Origin of the sequence: Salinibaculum salinum (assembly GCF_037645885.1) — an archaeon.
In the GTDB taxonomy this organism is placed as follows: domain Archaea; phylum Halobacteriota; class Halobacteria; order Halobacteriales; family Haloarculaceae; genus Salinibaculum; species Salinibaculum salinum.
On sequence record NZ_JBBENW010000005.1, the window covers coordinates 118436 to 139289 of the forward strand.

Consider the following 20854-nt stretch of genomic DNA (forward strand, 5'->3'; position numbering starts at 1 on the left):
TGTGGCAAGTGAACGCCGGACCGTCCTCGTGGGGCTGGGTGTCGTCATCGCAGCGATAGCCGCGCTCGTCCTCTCCCGCGTCATCATGACGATTCTGGTCGCCATCGCCGCCAGCTACATGCTGTTGCCGGCCCACAAGTGGACGATACGGCACGGCGTCCCGTCCTACTGGAGTGCGATACTCGTGACACTCGCCGGCGTCGTGGCGAGCCTTGCTCTGATTGTGCCGTTCGTGTTCGTCCTCTACGTGCGACGCGACGCGCTCCTCGACGGAATCGCGGCGCTCGACACCTCGATACCGGTGACGGTCGGGAGCGAGACGGTCATACTCAACCTGACGCCGCTTCAGGAAGCGCTCACCCCGAACGTCTCGCGCGTCGCCGTCGTCGCTGCCCAGCAGATGTCGGTGTACTCCGCGAAGTTCGTCGTCTACGCGTTCGTCGTCTTCGCGTTGCTGTACTACTACAACAGCCTCCGCTCGCTCGTCTTCGGTCCGATTCCGGCGATGTACCACGATGTCATCGACAGGGTGCACGGACGCATCCGCGAAGTTCTCTTCGGTCACTACGTGCTCGTCCTGGTCGGCGGTGTCGTGACCTATGGTACCGGTCTCGGCGTGTTCCTCCTCCTGGATTACGAGCTGCCGTTTATCCTCGCACTCGTCGGCGCGGTGCTCTGGACGCTCCCGTTTATCAGCGCCGCGCCACTCGCACTCGGACTGGCGGTGTTTCACCTGCTGGAGGGGGAGCTAGTGATGTTCGTCGCTATCGCGACACTCGGCGCTGTCTTTCTTATTGCACTCCCGAACCTCATCGTCGATGTCGTCCGCTTCCGGCTGGGCGATCCCGAACGGCTCTCGCAAACGCTGTACTTCGTCGGCTTCGTCGGTGGCGGCCTGACTATCGGCGTGGTCGGGTTCATCGTCGGGCCGATCGTGCTGGCCATCGTCGTTGCGCTCACGAACCTGCTCGCAGAGAGCAGCCATTCAGAGACGGTGGAGAGCCACAGCGAGTGAACGACGCGCGAAGCCAGTCACGACACCGCGACGACGCCAGTGTCGACCAGCAAGACGGCGTTGTAGACGGTGACGGAGACGGTTACAGCGGCAAAGAGCGCGAGGAAAATTGCGGCGTTGCGGTCGGAGAGAACCGCCCAGCCACTGACGAGCCAGACCATCGCGGCGAACTTCACCAGCCAGAGTCCAGCAGGACCAAACGCACCCATCATCGCGCGGACGACAACGTTCCCCTCCTGTAGCCCCCAAGCGGTACCGACCATCGTCAGGAGGATATCAGCCACGGTCGCAGCGAGGATGAGCGTCCACAGCGCTGCGTGAGTGCGAGTCATCCGACGTGTGCGTCGGAGCGTGAACAGCGGCTGCTGGCGATCCCCGCTCGATTGCATCGTATCGTCGTACGGTCGCCAGCGTCCTGAACCTTGGTACGCCCACAGATTCTTGACAGTGACCGTTGTACGCTACGGTACTGCTCGTATGGGTGAGAGCTTCTACAGCGTGCTCGGCGTCGACGGCGACGCGGACAGACAGACGATACGCCGGGCCTACCGCGAGCAGGTCAAAGAACATCACCCGGACGTGAGCGACGACCCCGGTGCACCCGAGCAGTTCAAGCGGCTGACGACCGCCCGAGACGTGCTCGTAGACGGCGACGAGCGACAGCGGTACGACCGGCTGGGACACGCCAAGTACGTCAGCCAGCACGTCGAGTCGTCCGCCTGGCAAAGCTCACCGGAACAGGAGTCTGACGCCACAGAGCGCTCGAAGACGGATACGGAGACAGCCCGGAGCGCGAGCGACGGCGGCTACGACCGGACCGCCTGGCTGGGCGAAGATACGCCCGGGAAGCAGCGCACACGACGCCGACAACACGCACGCGCCGCCGGTGCGACTGCGACCGCCGAAGAGTGGCAACGGGCATCACAGACGTACCAGCGGGCAGACACCGACGTTGGCAGCGGGAACCGTTCGACGGTGCGGAACCTGCTCGCTGCGCTCCGATCGGTCGGGCCGTGGTTGCTCGTCCACGTGATTTTCGTCGGCAGTGCCGCCGCGACCTCCTGGCTCGCATTCTCCCAGATAGCGACCCACGTCGACCTGTCGTGGCCGACGCTACTCCTGGGCGTGGCGCTGGTCGGAATGACGCTCTTCGTCTCGGTACTGCACGTCATCTCGGAACTCTATTCGTAAGGACAAGCCGTTTGTACGCGCCACCGATACAGAACGGTATGGAAGTACGCGAGGTTGCCGACCTCGACCCCGGGGAACGGAGCGCGCTGTTCGAGCGCGATGCCGGCGTCGAGGCGGTTCGTGAGGACGTTCGTGATATCATCGGTCGCGTTCAGGAGGGCGGCGACGTTGCACTCCGCGAGTGCAGCGCGGAGTTCGACGGTGTCGACGTGGGTAACATCGAGATTACCGACGAAGTCGAACGCGCACGCGACCGCGTCGACGACGATCTCCTTGAGGCCATCGAGACAGCCGCTGCGAACATTCGTGCGTTCCACGAGCGCCAGCACCCTGACGACTGGCGCGAGGAGTTCGACGGCCGCGAGCTCGGTCGGCGCTACCGACCGATCGAGAGTGCCGGCGTCTACGCGCCCGGCGGGACCGCAGCCTACCCATCCAGCGCACTGATGGGCATCATCCCAGCGAAGGTGGCCGGCGTCGAACACGTCGCCGTCGCCACCCCACCCGCGGACCAGCTGAACCCGGCCACGCTCGCTGCTATCGACGTCGCTGGTGCGGACGCCGTCTACCAGGTCGGCGGCGCGCAGGCCATCGCCGCGCTCGCGTACGGCACGGAGACCGTCACGGCCGTCGACACCATCGTCGGCCCCGGAAACCGGTGGGTGACCGCAGCGAAGGCGGAGGTCCGTGGAGACGTCGAAATCGACTTTCTGGCCGGCCCGAGCGAACTGCTCGTCATCGCCGACGAGACGGCCGACCCGGAACTGGTCGCTGCGGACCTCGTCGCACAGGCAGAACACGACACCGACGCCTCCGTCGTGGCGGTGACCGACGACGACGCACTCGCCGCCGCCGTCGCAGATGCCGTCGAACAGCAGGCAGCCCAACGCGAACGGACGGAGGTCATCCGGGGTGCACTCGACAACGACGCCAGCGGCGTGTTCCTCGCACGCTCGATGAGCGAGGCGACGCTTTTCGCCGAGGAGTACGCGGCCGAGCACCTCGCGATTCAGACCGACAACGAAGAGGCGCTGCTCGACCGTATCGACAGCGCTGGCTCGGTCTTCCTCGGTGGGTTCAGTCCGGTGGCCGCGGGCGATTACGCCAGCGGTCCAAACCACGTCCTCCCGACGGGCGGGAAGGCCCGACTCGTCGGCGGCCTCTCCGTCGATACGTTCCTCCGGTCGACGACCGTTCAGCGTCTCGACCAAGACTCACTCGGTGACCTCCGGGAGACGATTACTCGGCTGGCGACTGCGGAAGGACTCGAAGCGCACGCCGAAAGCATCGATAAACGATTCGAAGACGACTAAGTTCGGACTGGGACACACTTGGCACGCGCTCTGCAGCCAATTGAGGCATACCTCTAGTATCGCAATGATTATTTGATAATAGAACAATCACTTCTGGTATGGGGCCCCGCGAAGTTACACGACGAGACGTACTACAGACGGGAGCGACACTCGCCAGCGTCGCTGCAGTCGGGAGTCTGAGTGGCTGTTCGGACTTAATGAGCGACGACAGCGATGAGAGCAACGACGACGACGACAGTGACGACAGTACCAGCAGCGTAGCGGCCGACATTCCTGCCCGGGCAAATCTCGTGATGAGTCTGAGCGTCACCGCACTACTGGACGACCAGGCACTTCGCGGTGCCGTCAACGACGCCCTGGCCGAACAGTCGACCGAGGAGTCGATGATGCCGAGTACAGTGTCGGGCGCACTCGACATGATCGAAGAAGAGGGAGACGTAGACCCACGGAACGTAAACGAAGTCGTGCTGTTCGGGGAGACAGACGAAGACGGGGAGAGCGACTACGTCGGCTGGCTCACCTACACCGACTGGAGCGCAAGCGAGATCACGGAACTCATCGAGGAGTACAGTGATGACGACACCGAAATCCAGACAGAGGAGTACAACGGCACGACGGTGTACGTCAACGACGATACCGACGACTCGACAGAGCGCGTCGCGATCCTCGGAGACGGCACCGTAGTCCTCGGTCGAGCGGGTGCCGCCCACGATGTCATCGACGTTCGGGCGGGCGACGCAGACCCGATTTCGGGCGAAACCCGCTCGGCCTGGGACGCGGCTAGCGGCGACTACGCGAAGTTCGCGATGGACATCGAGCCGGAAGACCTCCCTAGCGGCCAGGCAGAGGCCGCCGAGCCGACCGTCGAAAACATCAGATACGTTTCGGGGTCGGTCTACGCCGACGGCGACGTACGCGGTGCAGAGTTCAAGATGGAGGCCGGTTCGGAGCAGGACGCCTCGGACATCGAGACGTTCTTCGAGGGGCAACTTGCACTCGCCGAAGAGGAGGCCGAGGATCCCCAGGCCAGGGAGTTCATCGAGAGCACCGAGATATCCACGGCCGGGACGACTGTCACGGTCCGAAACGAAGTCGACGTGGAGACGATTACGCCGATCGTCAGCGAACTCGTCTCGTCGTTCCTCCTGGGACTGACCGGCAGACAGCCGGGGTTCGAGTCGGACGGCGGCGGTGGAATGGCCTTCGCCTGACTGACCAGTCTCTTCGGTGCAAACAGTTAACAGCGTTCGGACGCTTTACGGAAACATGAGCAGCACTGCCGAGGACCCCAGCGGAGGTGGGAACCCCGTCCAGGTGACCGAAGTGGCCGCCGAGGAGGCACTCTCCCTGCTGGACGAGCAAGGGATGGATACAGACGTGAGCGGCCTTCGACTGTACGTCCAGCAAGGCGGATGCGCCGGCCTCTCCTACGGAATGCGCTTCGAACACGAACCGGAGAGCGACGACGCGATCACCGAACACCACGGCCTCCGCGTGTTCGTCGATCCATCGAGCCTCAACTACATCGAAGACTCCGTCCTCGATTACGAAGGAGGGTTGCAGGGCGCAGGGTTCCACGTCGAGAACCCCAACGTCGTCAGCGAATGCGGCTGTGGCGAGAGCTTCCGAACCTAGTCTTCGAGTTCGAACGCAACCTCTACTTCTGCCTGATACTCCCGACCCTCGACGCTCGCTATCTCGACGCCCTGTTCGACTACGTCCACCCAGTAGACGTTGTCGAGTGTCGCCTCTGCACGGTCGATTGCGTTCTCGGTTGCTTGCTCGAAACTCTCCGGACTCGTCCCAATTAGGGTAATTTTCTTGAATACCATAGTTCTTGTTTTATTATGTAGTGGGTGTTCGTGGCTTTTCGTGTGAACAACCCACATAGAACTTCACAGCCTGTTGAGTAAAAGGTAACGCCGGTTCAGCACTACGCCCTCAAGCCGAGATGTGCAAGCCGAGTTTGTCGCTCTCTATATTCGGGGTGAAAATTGGCAGTCAAGACGGTCGGGAGAGTGAGGGTTCCCCGATATCAGTCCGGCGGTTTGGCGTGCGTGTCCACACGGCGGGGTCTGAAACTGATCGCGGAAACTTTCCGAGACAGAGCGCGACCTACCGACGGTCATGAGAACAATGCTCTCGGTAGCCAGCTAGACAGTGAGTTACGTCGAGAACTGTAGATTGTTTTCGACGCACTCTGCCAACGGTGTTGACGCGCCGATGAGTGCAGTAATTACGTCCTGGCTTTCACCTGCGAGTCCGTAAAAATATTGCTCAGCGGTCAGATATCCTGTCTCGGCGTACTCGTTATCAGAGGCGACCTCTGTCGACTGCTCCCGTGCTGTCGTGGCATCCTCAAACTCGATGATCAGGAACTCGTACCGGCTGCCGTCTACGTCCTCGTAGACGCCGATAACGGACTGTATCCCGTACGGTGAATCATCAGTAAAGGTATTCGTTAAGCTCAGCGTGTACTCCTCGCTGTCGGGGAAGACAGCAGTCAAATCATCACCGGGGGTCTGGCACTCTGTTCCTGTCTCCACTGGATCAGACTGGTCTCCAGGGGATTTTGTTGGCTCTGCGTTGTCACTCCCACTACACCCAGCGAGTGGGACTGTCAGTGCTGCACCAGTAGCCAGTACTGCTCGCCTAGAACCGGAATTTCTCTCTTCCATTCGATAGGTGTGCTTTTCTCGGTTTTCATATAAATCCCCCTCACTGGCACTGATATTTTCACACATGTTGGTTGGGTACCTCGACTAACAATCAATTTATATTTCACTGATGGGTCCGATGGTGGCCGCAGTCGGCGGGTAGACAGTCAGCCAGCGCTCAGCCCTGGCCGGACCACCGTTGCATTTCCGTAAAATCGCTCAACCCGCATTGGACAGGACTAGAAAAACTTCTCACTGTTGAGATGTCCCGAGAATGAAAACCCTGCACCCCGACGACCGCTCACTCGATAGTCAGTGAACTGGTCGACATCCGCTGGTCGTTCACACGGATTTCGACCTCATAGTCGCCGGCTTCGGACGGATTATCGATAGCCGGATACTGGACCATCACAGTGTCTCCCTCTTCGAGCGTGTAGTCCGTATCGAGCGTGATGTCGAAGGAGTAGGCGTTGTTGTTGACGCCGCTGATGTGCGTCTCGTTGAATTCGCGGTCAACCTCGCCGTCACCGTCGGTATCGACGCCAAGCGAGATGTTCTCGTGCTGCGCAGCGTCGACTGTAAACTCGTCGCGCGGGTAGGTCGCCCCGATTGCGGTCCATTCACTGCCGGCGACCGAGTCGTTGATGCCGGCTCTGAGCGTCTGGTTGACGTTCGTCGCACCAGGGTCGGTATCTTCGACATCGACGGTTCCGTTGCCATCGAGTTCGGAGCCGTCGGTACCGAGGAACCCGGCACAGCCGGAGAGTCCAATCATTGCCACGACCGCTACTAGCAGGATAGGTCGCTTCACGGTCCGGTGCAAGGAAACGCGAGGGGTATATCTGTTGGTCGCAACAGAGCCACCACCTTTTTGCCGGTCGGGTGTGCTCCCGCTGGTCGCACACTACTCCCGGCAAAAATCTGGACCAAAAATGTCGGACCCTCACTCCGTTCGGCTCCGGTGAGCCGGCGACTTCGTCGCCGGATACTTGTTTATTGGTAGTCGACTTCGCCGTCGCCCTCGCCGATCCACGCGCCGCGGTCCGGTTCGCGGGATTCGAGCGGGTCAACATGCCTCCACCTTTTTTGCCTCGGGTGGCTCACGAGGTTCGCCACCGCTCGCCAAAAAACGTGGGCGAAAAATGCCGGACCCTCACTCCGTTCGGCTCCGGTGAACCGGCGATTTCGTCGCCGGGTACTTTACTACTGATAGTCAACTTCGCCGTCGCCCTCGCCGATCCACGCGCCGCGGTCCGGTTCGCGGGATTCGAGCGGGTCGATATCCTTGTACCACGGCACGTTCTTGAGTTCCTCCTTGTTGAGGGCGAACTCGTCTTTCGTGTCCGCGACGAACTCGAAGTTCTGGGTCAGGAGAATCGCGTCGACGGGACAGACCTCCTCACAGAGCCGGCAGTAGATACACTGGCCGATGTGGAGGTTGTACTGCTCGCCGTTGCGCTGTTCGTCGGTGACAATCTGGATCGTGTCGTTCGGGCAGACGTTCTCGCACTGCCGACACCAGATACACCGCTCCTGGCTGAACTTGTGGACACCGCGGAACCGGGGTGACACCTCCGGCGTCTCTTCGGGATACTCGACGGTAAACGTCTTGCCGTCGAGCGCATGTTTCATCGTCGTTGCCATACCTTTGAGGATTCCTAGCATGTTCTGACACCTCCGGAGTGCGTCGTCGTCGACATCAGGCGATCACCCCGACGATGACGGCCGTCAGGAACAGATTCGCGAATGCGAGGACGAGCATGCCCTTCCAGCCGATCTGGATGAGCTGGTCGATACGAACCCGGGGCACCGCCGAGCGGGCCCACTGCGTGAACAGGAAGACCGCCCAGATTTTGATCATAAACCAGATGAACCCGGGCAGGACCGGTCCGGCCGGCCCACCGAGGAACAGCGTGGCGATGATCGCGCCGCCGAGGAAGATGTGGATAAACTCACCGAGGTAGATGAGCACGAAGTACACCGAGGAGTACTCGGTCTGATACCCGGCGACGATCTCGGTCGGGGCTTCGGGGATGTCGAAGGGGTTCCGACCGACCTCTGCAAGATTCGCGATCATGAACAGGACGAACGCGAAGGGGTTCACGAACGCGAACCACGCCGGAATCGCAATCGGGCCGAGCGAGAACAGCGTCCCCTGCTGTGCGGCGACGATGCCACCAAGCTGGAGCGTCTCGGCGAACAGCACGACGGAGACACCGGTCAGGATGAGCGGAATCTCGTAGGCGAGATTCTGTGCAACCGCACGCAGCCCGCCGAGGAACGAGAACTTGTTGTTCGACGCGTAGCCGGCCATCACGAGGCCAATCGAGGCCATCGACGCGAACGCGAAGACGATTGCCAGCCCAGCGTCGGGGTCGGCCAGTTGCATGTTGATACCGAAGATCGACCCCATCGGGATGACCGCGAAGCCGAGCAACGCAGTCGAGGCGATAATGAGCGGCGCGAGGTCCCACGCCGGCCGGTCGACGCCCTCGGGAACGATGAGTTCCTTCGAGAGCAGACGGACGGCGTCGGCCACGATAATCAGGAGGCCGAACGGACCGATACGGTTGACCGCAATCCGGTCGGTAAACGCTGCAGTAATCTTTCGCTTTGCCCACGGCCCGGCGAGTGCCGTGTTCGTGAGCATGATGGTCCCGATAATAGCGGCGGCGATGATAGCGGCGATAATCTCGCCAGCCATGCCACCGATTGGCAACACACCGGCAATCTGCTCGGGGAGCATCTGCATTACCGGTCCACCTCCCCGAGCACGACGTCCAGGCTGCCCAGCGAAGCGATCATGTCAGGGATGTACTCGCCCTCGGACATTGTCGGCAGCGTCTGGAGGTTACAGAAGCACGGACTTCGAATCTTGAACCGTGCGGGCTTGTCCGTGCCGTCCGAACGGATGTAGATGCCGAGTTCGCCCTTCGCGGCCTCGACGGCCCGGTAAATCTCCGTGTCCGGATCTGGCTTGAGGGTGCGGGGGACGTTGGCCTGAATCTCGCGTTCGTCTTCGGGCCAGTCCTCGAGCAGGTCGACACACTGCTCGATGATGCGGCCGGACTGCTCCATCTCCTTGAGGCGCACGAGCGCCCGCGAGAAGTTGTCGCCGCCGTCTTCGGTGATGACATCCCAGTCCAGCTCGTCGTAGTAGCCGTATGGGTCGTCGCGACGCAGGTCGTAGTCGACGCCGGAGCCACGGGCGACCGGCCCGGTCGCGCCGAAGGACTTGGCGTCTTCGTACGGCAGCACGCCAGTGTCGATGACCCGCATCTGGAAGATTTCGTTCGAGGTGAGGAGGTTGTGGTACTCCTCCAGCCGGTCCGGCAGTTCGTCGAGGAAGTCCCGCGTCTTCTCGAAGAAGTCCTCGCGCGGTTCCGGCAGGTCCCACGCGACGCCACCGAGGCGCAGGTAGTTGAACATCAGGCGCTGGCCGGTCAGGTCCTCCAGAATGTTCTGGATGACCTCACGGTCACGGATGCCGTACATGAAGATGGCCGTGAAGTCGCCGTAGATGTCCAGTGCGAACGTCGCAATCGCCAGCAGGTGCGAGGCGATACGGCACAGTTCCGCGGACATCGTCCGGATGACCTGTGCGTACTCGGGGACCTGGATGTCCGCGAGGTCCTCTGCCGTCCGGGCGTACGCCCACTCGTTGAGGATGCCCGAGGAGAGGTAGTCCCAGCGGTCGGGGTAGGGCATAATCTGGTGCCGGTAGGTCGACTGCTGGCACATCTGCTCCTCGCACCGATGGAGGTACCCCATATCGGGGTCGAGATCCGCAATCTGCTCGCCGTCCAGCGTCGTCTTGACGTGGAGGACGCCGTGGGTTGCAGGATGGTGTGGCCCGATGTTGACGAACATCGTGTCCGGGTCGTCCGGAATCTTCGTCTTCTTCTCCATCGGGTTGGCGTGCTCGCGCAGGGGGACAATCTGGGGTTTGTCCTGATTGTAGTCCTGCGAGAGCGGGTGCCCCTGCCAGGTCTCGGGCAGGAGAATCCGGCGAAGGTCGGGATTCCCCTCGTACTCGATGCCGACGAGGTCGTAGGCCTCTCGCTCGTGCCACTCGGCGGTGTCGAAGACGCCTGCACCGCTCTGGCTGACCGGGTTGTCCCGTTCGGTCGGGACGACGACGGACAGTTCCTGTGTCGGGTCGGCGTACTTCCGCAGATGGTAGATAGATTCTGCGCGGTCCTGGTAGTCCTGTGCGGTCACGCAGGCGAGGTGGTCGAATCCGGCTTCCTCTTTGAGCGTCGAGAGCGTCTCCTCGACCTCGTCGGGGCGGATGACGAATCCCTCGGCGTTGACGTGCTCCTCGCGGTCGATGACGTGCTCCCCGAGCAGGTCTGCGAGTTCGTCGTAGTCGAGTGTTCCGTCGTCAGTGACGCCTGCGTCCGTCTCGGCCGGTTTACGTGGGTCTTCGAGACTCATTCGTGGTCACCTCCGATCATGGCGAATCAGCCCAGTTGAGCCGCATAACGAGGTCCTCCTCGTCGATCTCCGAGGCGAGGCTCTGAACGATTTCGTCCTGTTCGAGGTCGCCGAACTCTTCGAGTTCGTACGGTTTGACCGTCACCGGTGCGCTCTCGCCGTTGGAGATGCGCTCCTGGAGTTTGGCGACGCCGTAGATGAGCGCCTCGGGGCGAGGCGGACACCCGGGGACGTGAATGTCGACCGGGATAATCTCCTCTGCCCCTTTGATGACGTTGTACCCCTCCTGGAACGGGCCGCCGGAGATGGTACACGATCCCATCGAGACGACGAACTTGGGCTCTGGCATCTGGTCGTAGACCCGCTTGAGCCGTGGGGCGAACTTCGAGACGATGGTCCCCGGAACGATGATGACGTCTGCCTGTCGGGGCGACGCACGGGGGACACCGGCACCGAAGCGGTCGAGGTCGTGTTTGACCGCGTACGTGTGCATCATCTCGATGGAACAGCAGGCGATTCCGAAGAGAAGCATGAACATCGAGGACCCCCGGACCCAGTTCATGAACTGGTCGAATTTGGTGAGGATGAAGGGGGTATGACCGAATGCCTGCCGAAGTTTGGAGTTGAAGCGGTCGTCGACACCCTCGCCCATCCGGGCGGCCTGGGTCGACTGTGCCTGTTCCAGCGTGTCGTGGAGTTCTGTGTCGTTGCTCATGATTTGTGTTCTGTCCGCTGTCTGTCAGCCCGTGGGCTGCGCACCCACTCGACTGCACCGTTGCGCCAGGCCCACGCGAGGCCGACGACGAGGATACCGATAAACAGCAACATCGGTACCAGTGCACGGGCGAGACCGACGTTCTCGATAGCGCTCTGGTAGACAACCGTCCAGGGGAAGATGAGAACGGTTTCGATATCGAAGACGACAAACAGCAGCGCGACCATGTAGTACTGGATATTGAACCGAATCGCTCGGCTGCTGCCAGTCGGCACCTCGCCACTTTCGTAGGTGGCGCGTTTGCTCGTTTCGGGTACGCTCGGCCGCAGCAACGCCGATACCACCATCATACTCAGTGGGATGACGACTGCCACGAGCGCCAGCGCTCCGATGGCTATCCATGGATTGACCATATTGGCTCCTATCGTTTGACGGTTTGGAGCGGTCCCATATAAGGGTTGATTGTTGTGTTTTCCCGACTATCCTGCTCGCTGCCTGCTGGTTCGTCCACGGAGACTACGACTCGCGCTCGCGAAACCCCGGCGTCCCGAGTTCGTGGAGTTCTCTCGAGACTTCGCCGACGCCGTCCTGGAGTTCGGTGTGATAGTCGACGAGGCGCTCGCGGAGGTCGTCGTACTGCCGGGCGAGCATCTGAACCGCCGACAGCGCTGCGTTGAACGACTTCCCCGCGTCGACGGCGACCAGCGGCGCGCCCTGGGGCATCCCGATGACCGACTGCAGTGACTTCTCCTGGACCGGCACGCCGATGACCGGTAACGGATACGCGATAGATGCGGTCATGTTCGGCAGATCCGCCGATTTCCCGCCCGCGCCCGCGATGATGATGTCGATACCGCGGTCGGCCGCCGTGTCCGCGTACGCGTACATCAGCTCCGGCGTCCGGTGGGCCGAGACGACGAACGTCTCGAAGGTAAAGCGCGCTTCCGGCGGGTCGTCGTAACTGGTCTGTTCCGCGAAACCGAGTTCCTCGGTGAGCACGTCGTACGCGCCGGGGCGACCGTCCTCGGAGCCGGCCATCACGTCGAGGTCCGAATCGGACCCCATGATAATGCCGATCTCGGGGGTGTCCTCGGCCGGTCGGTCGCGCTCTGCCTCGGCTTCGAACTCGTCGATGAGTGACTGGACGCGGTCGGAGTGTGTCATATCCCACTCTCGACCCGGCGGAGCCGTAAGCGTTGCTGGTCTCGACGGACCCGGCTGTCGCCCCACCGCTCTCAGGAACTGCAATCGGAAACACAGATTGAAGAGCGGGCGCACACACATCATGGATATGGCAGGTGGGACGGAAATTTCGGACATCAAAACGGAGCTTGCGACTGCCGTCGGACTGGTGGCGCTGGGTGACGTATCACTCCACGAAGCCGCCGAAGAGACGGGGGTCAGTCGGTGGGAAATCGAAGACGCACTGGAAAAGGCTGCCCTCGCGGAACCGCTCGGCGTCGAGTTGGACGGTGACGTGGCCGCCGAAATAGACAAACTCCTCGACGACCACTACTGAAACCAGTCAGGACTGGAACGTCAGTCCGTCGCGGACCGAGCGGACGCTATCGAGCAGTGCTTCGTAGTCGTCGCTGTCGTCACCAACCAGTGCCAGGTGGCCCATCTTCCGCAGGTCGTAGACCTCCCGTTTGCCGTACCAGTGGAAGCCGAGTTTCTCAGTGGCGAGTGCGTCCTCGGCGCCGGACAGCGATGCCGCTTGGCGCTCCTCGACATCACCGAGAATGTTCGCCGAGACGGCCGGGTCACGCTGTTCGGTCGTTCCCAGCGGGAGTCCGGTGACTGCGCGGGCGTGTTGCTCGAACTGAGAGGTGTGACACCCCTCGATGGTCCAGTGGCCGGAGTTGTGGGGCCGAGGTGCGATTTCGTTCAGGAGGATATCGCCGTCGGTCGTCTCGAACAGTTCGATGCCGAAGACGCCGCGGCCGTCCATCACGTCGAGAACGTCGTGTGCAACATCTCGGGCGCGCTCGCGCGTGTCCTCGTCGGTTCGCGCCGGTGACACTGTCTCGCGGAGAATCTCCTCGCGGTGAATCGTCTCGGTGACGGGGAAGGTGTCCCGTTCGCCGTCGCCGCGACAGCCCATCACGGCGAGTTCGCGCTCGAAGTCGACGAACGCCTCGACCATCGCCGGACCGTCGATCGCCTCGAAAGCGGTCGCTACGTCGTCCGGAGACTCGACGGGGACGTTCCCGCGTCCGTCGTAGCCGCCCTCTCGGGCTTTCAACATCGCGGGGTAGCCCAGGTCGTCGAGTCCTGACCGGAGGTCCGCGGCCGAGTCCACGCGGCGATAGTCGGGTACCGGAACGCCGGCCTCGCTGAGGCGGTCTTTCTGGACGAGTTTGTCCTGAATCGTCCGCAGCGTCTCCGGGTGGGGGTGAACTGGCGTCCCCGTCTCCTCGCTGACCCGTTCGAGCGCGTCGGGATCCGCGAGTTCGATTTCGAAGGTGAGGTAGTCGGACTGTTCGGCGACGGCACGGATGGTCTCCTCGTCGTCGAAGTCGCCGACGACCTGCTCGCTGGCAACAGGTGCGGCCGGTGCGTCGGGCGTCGGGTCAGAGACGACCAGGTCGATACCGAGCGGCGTGGCGGCTTCACCCAGCATCCGACCGAGTTGGCCGCCGCCGACGACGCCGAGCGTCGTCCCTGGCGATGTCAGTGGCATACCGCGGCGTTCCCCACCGAACGCTATAAGGGTTGTTTCATCGGGTGAGCAAGAGTATGGTATCGCCTGCTACGGCGCCGTCCAGCCCGGCGCATCAGCGACGTAGTCCTCGTGGACGTAGAACCGGATCGGGTGTGCGCCCCGATAGAAATTGAAGGTGCGCGCTGTGTAGTTCGCTTCGAGCAGGTCCGTCGGCACCGACGAGTCGTCTGGCTGGGTGATAATCATCGGCGGGGCGTCGTTCTGGACGTGCTCGGTGAGCGTCTCTGGTTGCTCGACGCAGCTGACGTTCGTGTCGGCCGTCCCGAAGTACCAGGGCAGCGGCAGCGTACTGGTCCAGGCGCTCCCGACGCAGGTCGGCTCCTTGTACCAGTACGATTCGTCACCGATGAGTTCGTACCGCGTCGAGTGGTTCTCGTCGAGATAGATGACCGCGTCTGTCCCCTCCCCGTCGCTGACGGCACCGAGCGCGGTGAACGCGTCACGTGCGTCGGCTTCCGGCTGTGCGAACTGGACGAGTTCGTTGTTCTCGGCGGTGGTATCGGTGTACGATGTGGTGACGGTAGCGGCCGCGATCTGCACACTGAGCAACAACATCACGACGACAACGATGAACACGCCGACAGTGTCCCGGTTGGCGGCGGCCTGCTTTCCCCACCGGTAGAGTCGGCCTGCACCGACCGCGGCGGGGATCATCATCGGGAGGATGAGGTGAATCGTGAGCCACTTGCCGGTGCCCGGATCGTTTTTCAGCGAGTAGCCGACGAGCGACGCCAGCCCGCAGTAGGCCATGAACATCACCAGATTTCGCGGGTTCTCGGTCCCGTAGCGCTCCCAGACGAACCCGAGGATTGCGAGTGTCCCGACAGCCAGTGCGCCGTTCCGAATCGCGTCGAGTTCTGCGCCGAGCGTCGAGACGTACCGCTCGAGAAACGAGGTGTCCTCCCCGCCGCTACTGACGCTTCCCCACTGGCCGATGGCCTCCGAGAAGGCGCCTTCGACGGTACCGAATGCGTAGCCGGGGAACCGGAGCGGTCGACCGAGCGCCTGCCACAGCCCCGACTCACCAGCAGCGGCAGCCACGGGCGGGTTGACGATGCCGTCCATTCCGGCCCCGCGGTCCGCGTAGAAGAAGACGAGAATCAGAAGCGCGACGACGGTGACGCCGACGGCGTGGACTGCCAGTCGGCCGACTGCCAGGCCGACCCCGCGGGGATTCTCCCACCGCTCGAAGAGCACGTCCGTACCCCTGAACGGCACGAGCGCAATCGTGTACACGTCACCGAGGAACCTCCCGACACGGGACTGCCTGATGCGGTCGAATCCACTTTTGAAACCGCGTGGCGGGAAGAGCGCGTGGTCGACCAGCAGCCCCGTCGCGCCGACCCACGTCAGCAGATAGACCAGCCCGTTCTCTTTCGTGGTCAGCCCGAGCGCGACGAGCGCACCAGCGGCGTAGAGATAGCGGAACCGGCGGGTATCGTAGTACCTGACGATGAACCCGAATCCAGCGAACATGAAGCCCGCGAGCAGGATGTCGCTACGGAGAAATCGCGAGTAGTAGACGAAGATAGCGTTGAAGGCGAGAAAGAGCGCGAGCGCGACGACTTCGCTCTTCCGGAGGTGCTCCCGGTAGAGGTACGCCGACGCGGGGAAGAGGCCGCCGACGACTGCGACGGGGAGGCGCGCAAGGAAGTCACTCGCGCCGACGGCGTCGACGAGCCAGGCGTTGACCAGCTGAATGAACGGGCCGTGGACGATGGGGCGGTAGGTGAAGTGGCCGCTGTCGACGTAGTACAGCGACCAGTAGGCGACGCGCGCCTCGTCGAAGTGGAAGGGACGCGTCCCGAGCCCGACGAGGCGGACAACGAGTGCGAGGGCGGTAATCACGAGGAGGGCCTGGACCAGCGAGACAGAGCCGAACAGCCGTTTGACGGTAGATAGAGTCGCTGACCGTTCAGCACCGATTTCCTGGCCAGGGTCGTCAGGGCGACGCTCCGACATACGCGGACAGGCGAGCGGGACCGTTAGAATGGTTACGGTTGCCGATGGCCGCCGTCTCCAGCCGTGTTGAGAACGGTACTTCTTTTACCGCACGTCACCCCGGCTGCAATATGGTACAGCTCGGACTGGTCGTCGCCCAGTTCAACAAGGACCGGCCAATCACCCACGAGATGGCCGAACGCGCCCGCGAAGCAGCGAGCGAGCGCGACGCCGACATCGTCGAGACCCTGGAAGTCCCGGGGTCGTACGACACGCCGCTGGCGGCGGACCGGCTGGCGCGGCGCGACGATATCGATGCCGTGGCCGTTATCGGTGCGATCGTAACCGGTGACACCGACCACGACCAGGTCATCGGAGACGCCGCCGCACAGGCGTTGACCGAGGTCAGTCTCGACCGGGACACGCCGGTGACGCTGGGTATCATCGGTCCGGGTATGAGCCAGGACGAGGCCGCAGCGCGCATCGACCACGGCGCGACAGCCGTCAACAGTGCAGTCGATATGGTACACGAACTCGAATCATGACACTCAATTTCGCAGACCGCGTAACCCGCGTCGAACCGAGCGCAACGCTCGCAATCAGCAACAAGGCATCGGAACTCGAAGCCGAGGGTATCGATGTCGTCGACCTCAGCGTCGGCGAACCCGACTTCGACACCCCGCAAAACATCAAAGACGCCGCCGAAGAAGCCCTCGAAGCGGGCGAGACCGGCTACACGCCATCACAGGGCATTCCCGAACTCCGAGAGGCCATCGCCGAGGACCTCCACGGGCGCGGCCTCGACCAGTACGGCCCCGAAAACATCATGGTCACGCCGGGTGCCAAGCAAGCCCTCTTCGAGGTGTTCCAGACGCTCATCCAGGACGGCGACGAGGTCGTCCTGCTCGACCCCGCGTGGGTCTCCTACGAAGCGATGGCCAAAATCGCGGGGGCCGACCTCACCCGCATCGGCACGTCACAGTACGACTTCCGCCTGGAGGACGCACTCGGCGACCTCCGCGGTGCCGTCACCGACGACACCGAGATGCTCGTGCTCAACACGCCGGGCAACCCCCACGGTGCGGTCTACTCCGAGACGGCACTCGAAGGCGTCCGAGACATGGCTGTCAACCACGACGTGACGGTCATCTCCGACGAAATCTACGACCAGATTCTCTACGACGACGTCTCCTTTACCAGTCTCGGCACGCTGGAGGGGATGCGAGACCGTACCATCACGGTCAACGGCTTCTCGAAGTCCTACGCGATGACCGGTTGGCGACTCGGCTACTTCGCCGGTCCCGAGGAACTGGTCGAGCAGGCCGGGAAAGTCCACGGCCACTCCGTCTCCTGTGCAGTCAACTTCGTCCAGCACGCCGGCATCGAGGCGCTGGAAAACACCGACGACGCCATCGACGAGATGGTCGCCGCCTTCGAGGAGCGTCGGGACCTGCTCGTCGAGGAATTCGAGAAGCGGGGCAAACAGATTGCCACGCCGCAGGGAGCGTTCTACATGATGCTGCCAGTCGATGACGACGACCAGGCGTGGTGCGAGCAGGCCATCGAGAACGCACACGTCGCTACCGTCCCCGGAAGCGCATTCGGGACGCCCGGCTACGCCCGCATTTCCTACGCCAACAGCAAGGAACGACTCGAAGAAGCAGTCGCACGACTCGACGACGAAGACCTGCTCTAGGCCCGTTCGTCGAGAATCTTTTCGATAATCTGCCCAGTCGAGAGAATCTCGTCCGGCCTCGCCTCGCGGCCGGAGGCACGAACCACTTCACAGTCGAGACCACGCTCAGCCAGTGCGGCCTCGATACCAGCCACGTCGTGGTGCTGGTCGTGACCGAGTGCGATGACCGACGGTTCGATTTCTTCGATCGGAATAAAAATGTCTTCGGGGTGACCGAGCCGAGCATGGTCGACAGGTTCCAGCGCCTCGACCATCTCGACGCGCTGTGGCCCGGAGATAATCGGCGACGGTTTGTGCGTGACGTTCTCAGAACGGGCGACGATGACGTGGAGTTCTTCGCCCATCGACGCCGCGTCCCTGAGATAGTGGACGTGACCGGGGTGGAGGATGTCGAACGTGCCCTGTGCGACGACCCGTTCCATCACGACCACCGATCCTCCTCGGACTCGCCGCGGAGTTCGCGGTCGATATCCTCCTGTGTAAAGTCGAAAAACTCCTCTTCGGGCGGCTCCACGTCGAGAACTGGCAGGTTGATTACCTCGCCCTCGCGGTCGAACGCCTGCCAATCCGTGCGACCGTACGGCGCGCCCACGATGATGTGTACCTTGTTCCGGCCGAACGTGGCGAGGTCTGCATCACTCGGACGCAAAACGCCGTTGGGGTGTGAGTGAATCGACCCGGACGCGCTCAAATCGTTCGGAACCATGTTCGTCTGGAACGAGGCACTGACCGGGTTGCTCTCGGTTCCAGGGACGACCAGCACCTCGGTGAGGACGGTGCCGTCTTCGTCCAGGCCGACGTTACTCGCTTTCTCACCGCGGAGCAATCCCATGTACTCGTTTGGATGGGCCTCTTCGGAGGCCGCCAGGGCGAACTCGAGTGCAGATTCTGCGATACCGAGAATCTCGCCCGAGCGGAACAATCCCATACACGTCGCTCTGTTCCGGGACTTTCTAAGCGTTCCGCTCGCGCGCCGACGCGTATCGAAGCTTAAAAACGCACCTACGTCGAAGAGATTCCCATGTCTTCACCGAACGGTACCGGGAACGCCGGTGCCACGGCCTCCGAACGGGCCACTGTCTACGACCTCGCTGCGGATTGTACGCTCGACGACCTCGAAGAGGGCGAACGCTACCACGCCACAGTCAATGGCGTCATGGACTACGGTGTCTTTGTCGACGTCTCGGACCGGGTCTCCGGGCTCGTCCACAGTTCGAACCTCATCGGCTCGTACGATGTGGGCGACGACCTGGTCGTCGAACTCACCGAGATTCTGGCAGACGGCGACGTGAGTTTCGCCGAAGTCCAGCTCGCCGAGTTCGACACCGAAAGCGTCGGCCACGGCAGCGACGTTGCTGCTGCGGACGTATCCGATTCGACCGGCGAGACAGTCCACCTCGACGGCCAGGTCGTCCAGATAAAACAGACCGGCGGCCCGACTATCTTCCAGGTCCGCGGTGAGCGGGCAATCGTTCCCTGTGCCGCGTTCAACGAGGCCGGCGTTCGGGCGTTCCCCGATATCGAGCTCGACGACATCGTACGCGTGACCGGAACTGTCGAGTCACGCGAGGGGGCCGTCCAGCTCGAAGCCGACGACCTCCGAGTGCTCGATGAGGAAGAGGCAGCTGACGTACACGAGCGTCTCGACGCCGCGACCGACGACCTGGCGGCCCCAGCAGCGGTCGAGCCACTGGCCGACTGGCCCGAATTCGAGAAGCTCCGAGAGGACCTCCAAGACATCGCTCGCCGTCTCCGGGAAACCGTACTGGAGGGTCGACCGCTCCGGATGCGCCATCACGCTGACGGCGACGGGCTGTGTGCGAGCGTCCCGCTCCAGTACGCGCTCGAACAGTTCATCGAGGAGGTGTACGAGGATCCCGACGCCTCGCGGCACCTGCTCAAGCGCCTCCCGAGCAAGGCGCCGTTCTACGAGATGGAGGACGTGACCCGCGACCTGAACTACGCACTGGAGGACCGCAAGCGCCACGGGCAGAAGCTCCCGATGCTGTTGATGCTCGACAACGGGTCGACCGAGGAAGACACCCCTGCCTACCGGAATCTCGCCCACTACGACGTGCCGATTCTCGTCGTCGACCACCACCACCCCGACCCCAAAATCGTCGAGCCGCTCGTCGACGCCCACGTCAACCCCTACCTCCACGGCGAGGACTACCGCATCACCACGGGGATGATGTGCGTCGAGATCGCGCGGATGATCGCTCCCGACCTCACGTCGGAACTCGAGCACGTGCCCGCCGTCGCCGGCCTCTCGGACCGCTCGGAGGGCGAAGCGATGCCCGAATACATCGAACTCGCAGAAGAAGCCGGCTACGAGGAGAGTCGTCTGCGCGACATCGGTGAAGCGCTGGACTACGCAACCCACTGGCTGCGCTACAACGACGGTCGGGAGTTCATCAACGACGTGCTCAACGTCAACTGCGATGATCGCGACCGGCACGAGCAGCTGATCGACCTCCTCGTTGAAGGCGCAGAACAGGACGTCGAGGACCAGCTCGACGGCGCGCTCGCCCACGTCGAGACAGAAGACCTCGACAACGGTGCCCACCTCTACCGCCTCGACGTCGAGAACCACGCCAAGCGCTTTACCTACCCGGCACCGGGGAAGACGACGGGGAAAGTGCACGACCGGAAAGTCGCCGAGACTGGCGACCCCGTTATCACCATCGGCTACGGCCCGGACTTCGCCGTGCTCCGCTCTGACGGCGTCCGCCTGGACATCCCGCAGATGGTCACCGAACTGACCGACGAACTGCCGGGTGCGGGTGTCAGCGGCGGCGGTCACCTCGTCGTCGGCTCTATCAAGTTCGTCAAGGGACGCCGCGAGGAGGTGCTGGACGCACTCGTCGAGAAGATGTCCGACGCAGAGATCGACGAAGACCTCCAGAGTTCGGCTGCGCTGCCCGAAGACGTCTAGTCGTCGGCTGGCGAGTCGGTCGCCGGGGTCGGCAGGTCCACGTCAGTCTGACTCGGCCGCCGTGCCGTGTCGACGCCCTCCCACGGATTCGTCTTCGCTTCGCTCTCAGTGCCGGTGACATCCTCTGATGCGGTTGCATCCGACGAATCCGACTCGTCGGTCACATCGTCTGGTACGCTGTCACCTCGGTGGATATCCAGCCACGGGCTTGAAGCTGTCATAATCGGGA

The 20854-nt window shown here is 62.7% G+C and carries 24 protein-coding genes and 1 pseudogene; 9 read left to right on the plus strand and 16 right to left on the minus strand.

From position 1 onward, the window contains the following. Nucleotide 1 precedes the first annotated feature (1 nt). Nucleotides 2-1015, plus strand: a complete 1014-nt coding sequence (locus WDJ60_RS06595; RefSeq protein WP_340099324.1) for an AI-2E family transporter — start codon at nucleotides 2-4, stop codon at nucleotides 1013-1015. Between the two features lie 17 nt (nucleotides 1016-1032). Here the strand turns inward: WDJ60_RS06595 and WDJ60_RS06600 are convergent, their stop codons facing one another. Continuing rightward, complete coding sequence (locus WDJ60_RS06600) at nucleotides 1033-1404, minus strand: DUF5658 family protein (protein WP_340099325.1); 372 nt, start codon at nucleotides 1402-1404, stop codon at nucleotides 1033-1035. Nucleotides 1405-1492: 88 nt separating this feature from the next. Between WDJ60_RS06600 and WDJ60_RS06605 the strand changes: the two genes are divergently transcribed. From WDJ60_RS06605 to WDJ60_RS06620, 4 genes are all read left to right on the plus strand, one after another. Then, nucleotides 1493-2206 (plus strand): J domain-containing protein, encoded by a 714-nt coding sequence (locus WDJ60_RS06605; protein WP_340099326.1) that lies wholly within the window; start codon nucleotides 1493-1495, stop codon nucleotides 2204-2206. Between the two features lie 38 nt (nucleotides 2207-2244). Beyond that, nucleotides 2245-3519, plus strand: coding sequence for a histidinol dehydrogenase (gene hisD / locus WDJ60_RS06610; RefSeq protein ID WP_340099328.1), 1275 nt, complete (start codon nucleotides 2245-2247; stop codon nucleotides 3517-3519). Between the two features lie 98 nt (nucleotides 3520-3617). Then, a complete protein-coding gene (locus tag WDJ60_RS06615; protein ID WP_340099330.1) occupies nucleotides 3618-4730 on the plus strand; it encodes a hypothetical protein in 1113 nt (370 codons plus the stop codon). A gap of 55 nt (nucleotides 4731-4785) precedes the next feature. Further along, nucleotides 4786-5154 carry a HesB/IscA family protein gene (locus WDJ60_RS06620; protein WP_340099332.1) on the plus strand — a complete coding sequence of 123 codons (369 nt, stop codon included), beginning with the start codon at nucleotides 4786-4788 and terminating at the stop codon, nucleotides 5152-5154. On the opposite strand, the gene WDJ60_RS06625 is transcribed toward WDJ60_RS06620, so the two are convergent. The 10 genes and pseudogenes from WDJ60_RS06625 to WDJ60_RS06670 all read right to left on the minus strand — a co-directional run bounded on the left by WDJ60_RS06625 (nucleotide 5151) and on the right by WDJ60_RS06670 (nucleotide 12492). Further along, a complete protein-coding gene (locus WDJ60_RS06625; RefSeq protein WP_340099333.1) occupies nucleotides 5151-5351 on the minus strand; it encodes a dodecin in 201 nt (66 codons plus the stop codon). The genes WDJ60_RS06620 and WDJ60_RS06625 overlap by 4 nt on opposite strands. A gap of 333 nt (nucleotides 5352-5684) precedes the next feature. Beyond that, complete coding sequence (locus WDJ60_RS06630) at nucleotides 5685-6065, minus strand: hypothetical protein (RefSeq protein WP_340099334.1); 381 nt, start codon at nucleotides 6063-6065, stop codon at nucleotides 5685-5687. Nucleotides 6066-6477: 412 nt separating this feature from the next. Then, a complete protein-coding gene (locus tag WDJ60_RS06635; protein WP_340099335.1) occupies nucleotides 6478-6951 on the minus strand; it encodes a hypothetical protein in 474 nt (157 codons plus the stop codon). 218 nt (nucleotides 6952-7169) lie between these two features. Then, nucleotides 7170-7256, minus strand: a pseudogene (locus WDJ60_RS06640) (NuoI/complex I 23 kDa subunit family protein); the annotation flags it as partial. Between the two features lie 123 nt (nucleotides 7257-7379). Further along, nucleotides 7380-7841: a NuoI/complex I 23 kDa subunit family protein gene (locus WDJ60_RS06645; protein WP_340099338.1), complete on the minus strand. Its 462-nt coding sequence runs from the start codon at nucleotides 7839-7841 to the stop codon at nucleotides 7380-7382. 34 nt (nucleotides 7842-7875) lie between these two features. After that, entirely contained in the window at nucleotides 7876-8928 is a 1053-nt protein-coding gene (locus WDJ60_RS06650) for a complex I subunit 1/NuoH family protein (RefSeq protein WP_340099339.1), read from the minus strand. Next, nucleotides 8928-10613 carry an NADH-quinone oxidoreductase subunit D gene (locus WDJ60_RS06655; protein WP_340099341.1) on the minus strand — a complete coding sequence of 562 codons (1686 nt, stop codon included), beginning with the start codon at nucleotides 10611-10613 and terminating at the stop codon, nucleotides 8928-8930. Before WDJ60_RS06655 ends, WDJ60_RS06650 begins: the two co-directional genes overlap by 1 nt. A gap of 16 nt (nucleotides 10614-10629) precedes the next feature. Further along, entirely contained in the window at nucleotides 10630-11328 is a 699-nt protein-coding gene (locus WDJ60_RS06660; protein ID WP_340099342.1) for an NADH-quinone oxidoreductase subunit B, read from the minus strand. After that, on the minus strand, nucleotides 11325-11741 hold the full coding sequence (locus tag WDJ60_RS06665; RefSeq protein WP_340099344.1) for an NADH-quinone oxidoreductase subunit A: 417 nt from the start codon (nucleotides 11739-11741) through the stop codon (nucleotides 11325-11327). Before WDJ60_RS06665 ends, WDJ60_RS06660 begins: the two co-directional genes overlap by 4 nt. 103 nt (nucleotides 11742-11844) lie before the next feature. After that, the gene (locus tag WDJ60_RS06670; RefSeq protein WP_340099345.1) at nucleotides 11845-12492 is read right to left on the minus strand and encodes a 5-(carboxyamino)imidazole ribonucleotide mutase; all 648 of its coding nucleotides are present in this window, start codon (nucleotides 12490-12492) and stop codon (nucleotides 11845-11847) included. Between the two features lie 127 nt (nucleotides 12493-12619). Between WDJ60_RS06670 and WDJ60_RS06675 the strand changes: the two genes are divergently transcribed. Beyond that, complete coding sequence (locus WDJ60_RS06675; protein ID WP_340099347.1) at nucleotides 12620-12847, plus strand: hypothetical protein; 228 nt, start codon at nucleotides 12620-12622, stop codon at nucleotides 12845-12847. Between the two features lie 6 nt (nucleotides 12848-12853). Here the strand turns inward: WDJ60_RS06675 and WDJ60_RS06680 are convergent, their stop codons facing one another. Both WDJ60_RS06680 and WDJ60_RS06685 read right to left on the minus strand, forming a co-directional pair. After that, on the minus strand, nucleotides 12854-14011 hold the full coding sequence (locus tag WDJ60_RS06680; RefSeq protein WP_340099348.1) for a 5-(carboxyamino)imidazole ribonucleotide synthase: 1158 nt from the start codon (nucleotides 14009-14011) through the stop codon (nucleotides 12854-12856). Nucleotides 14012-14080: 69 nt separating this feature from the next. Further along, entirely contained in the window at nucleotides 14081-16015 is a 1935-nt protein-coding gene (locus tag WDJ60_RS06685; protein WP_340099350.1) for a flippase activity-associated protein Agl23, read from the minus strand. 110 nt (nucleotides 16016-16125) lie between these two features. On the opposite strand from WDJ60_RS06685, the gene ribH reads away from it, so the two are divergent. Continuing rightward, complete coding sequence (gene ribH / locus WDJ60_RS06690) at nucleotides 16126-16539, plus strand: 6,7-dimethyl-8-ribityllumazine synthase (protein WP_340099352.1); 414 nt, start codon at nucleotides 16126-16128, stop codon at nucleotides 16537-16539. Beyond that, a complete protein-coding gene (locus tag WDJ60_RS06695; RefSeq protein ID WP_340099354.1) occupies nucleotides 16536-17690 on the plus strand; it encodes a pyridoxal phosphate-dependent aminotransferase in 1155 nt (384 codons plus the stop codon). The genes ribH and WDJ60_RS06695 overlap by 4 nt, the downstream gene beginning before the upstream one ends. On the opposite strand, the gene WDJ60_RS06700 is transcribed toward WDJ60_RS06695, so the two are convergent. Both WDJ60_RS06700 and WDJ60_RS06705 read right to left on the minus strand, forming a co-directional pair. Beyond that, nucleotides 17687-18112: an FAD synthase family protein gene (locus WDJ60_RS06700; RefSeq protein ID WP_340099355.1), complete on the minus strand. Its 426-nt coding sequence runs from the start codon at nucleotides 18110-18112 to the stop codon at nucleotides 17687-17689. The genes WDJ60_RS06695 and WDJ60_RS06700 overlap by 4 nt on opposite strands. Continuing rightward, entirely contained in the window at nucleotides 18112-18618 is a 507-nt protein-coding gene (locus WDJ60_RS06705; protein ID WP_340099357.1) for a JAB/MPN domain protein-containing protein, read from the minus strand. Before WDJ60_RS06705 ends, WDJ60_RS06700 begins: the two co-directional genes overlap by 1 nt. A 93-nt stretch (nucleotides 18619-18711) precedes the next feature. On the opposite strand from WDJ60_RS06705, the gene WDJ60_RS06710 reads away from it, so the two are divergent. Continuing rightward, nucleotides 18712-20625: a DHH family phosphoesterase gene (locus WDJ60_RS06710; RefSeq protein ID WP_340099358.1), complete on the plus strand. Its 1914-nt coding sequence runs from the start codon at nucleotides 18712-18714 to the stop codon at nucleotides 20623-20625. On the opposite strand, the gene WDJ60_RS06715 is transcribed toward WDJ60_RS06710, so the two are convergent. Then, complete coding sequence (locus WDJ60_RS06715; protein WP_340099360.1) at nucleotides 20622-20846, minus strand: hypothetical protein; 225 nt, start codon at nucleotides 20844-20846, stop codon at nucleotides 20622-20624. The two genes, WDJ60_RS06710 and WDJ60_RS06715, sit on opposite strands and share 4 nt — an antisense overlap. Nucleotides 20847-20854 lie beyond the last annotated feature (8 nt).

Coding starts and splice junctions, on each gene's coding strand:
- WDJ60_RS06650 (WP_340099339.1), bottom strand. CDS start 8,928: ATGCAGATGCTCCCCGAGCAGATTGCCGGTGTGTTGCCAATCGGTGGC.
- ribH (WP_340099352.1), top strand. CDS start 16,126: ATGGTACAGCTCGGACTGGTCGTCGCCCAGTTCAACAAGGACCGGCCA.
- WDJ60_RS06600 (WP_340099325.1), bottom strand. CDS start 1,404: ATGCAATCGAGCGGGGATCGCCAGCAGCCGCTGTTCACGCTCCGACGC.
- WDJ60_RS06615 (WP_340099330.1), top strand. CDS start 3,618: ATGGGGCCCCGCGAAGTTACACGACGAGACGTACTACAGACGGGAGCG.
- WDJ60_RS06705 (WP_340099357.1), bottom strand. CDS start 18,618: ATGGGATTGTTCCGCTCGGGCGAGATTCTCGGTATCGCAGAATCTGCA.
- WDJ60_RS06635 (WP_340099335.1), bottom strand. CDS start 6,951: ATGATTGGACTCTCCGGCTGTGCCGGGTTCCTCGGTACCGACGGCTCC.
- WDJ60_RS06695 (WP_340099354.1), top strand. CDS start 16,536: ATGACACTCAATTTCGCAGACCGCGTAACCCGCGTCGAACCGAGCGCA.
- WDJ60_RS06625 (WP_340099333.1), bottom strand. CDS start 5,351: ATGGTATTCAAGAAAATTACCCTAATTGGGACGAGTCCGGAGAGTTTC.
- WDJ60_RS06670 (WP_340099345.1), bottom strand. CDS start 12,492: ATGACACACTCCGACCGCGTCCAGTCACTCATCGACGAGTTCGAAGCC.
- WDJ60_RS06675 (WP_340099347.1), top strand. CDS start 12,620: ATGGCAGGTGGGACGGAAATTTCGGACATCAAAACGGAGCTTGCGACT.
- WDJ60_RS06645 (WP_340099338.1), bottom strand. CDS start 7,841: ATGCTAGGAATCCTCAAAGGTATGGCAACGACGATGAAACATGCGCTC.
- WDJ60_RS06700 (WP_340099355.1), bottom strand. CDS start 18,112: ATGGAACGGGTCGTCGCACAGGGCACGTTCGACATCCTCCACCCCGGT.
- WDJ60_RS06665 (WP_340099344.1), bottom strand. CDS start 11,741: ATGGTCAATCCATGGATAGCCATCGGAGCGCTGGCGCTCGTGGCAGTC.
- WDJ60_RS06605 (WP_340099326.1), top strand. CDS start 1,493: ATGGGTGAGAGCTTCTACAGCGTGCTCGGCGTCGACGGCGACGCGGAC.
- WDJ60_RS06715 (WP_340099360.1), bottom strand. CDS start 20,846: ATGACAGCTTCAAGCCCGTGGCTGGATATCCACCGAGGTGACAGCGTA.
- WDJ60_RS06680 (WP_340099348.1), bottom strand. CDS start 14,011: ATGCCACTGACATCGCCAGGGACGACGCTCGGCGTCGTCGGCGGCGGC.
- WDJ60_RS06660 (WP_340099342.1), bottom strand. CDS start 11,328: ATGAGCAACGACACAGAACTCCACGACACGCTGGAACAGGCACAGTCG.
- WDJ60_RS06685 (WP_340099350.1), bottom strand. CDS start 16,015: ATGTCGGAGCGTCGCCCTGACGACCCTGGCCAGGAAATCGGTGCTGAA.
- WDJ60_RS06655 (WP_340099341.1), bottom strand. CDS start 10,613: ATGAGTCTCGAAGACCCACGTAAACCGGCCGAGACGGACGCAGGCGTC.
- hisD (WP_340099328.1), top strand. CDS start 2,245: ATGGAAGTACGCGAGGTTGCCGACCTCGACCCCGGGGAACGGAGCGCG.
- WDJ60_RS06620 (WP_340099332.1), top strand. CDS start 4,786: ATGAGCAGCACTGCCGAGGACCCCAGCGGAGGTGGGAACCCCGTCCAG.
- WDJ60_RS06710 (WP_340099358.1), top strand. CDS start 18,712: ATGTCTTCACCGAACGGTACCGGGAACGCCGGTGCCACGGCCTCCGAA.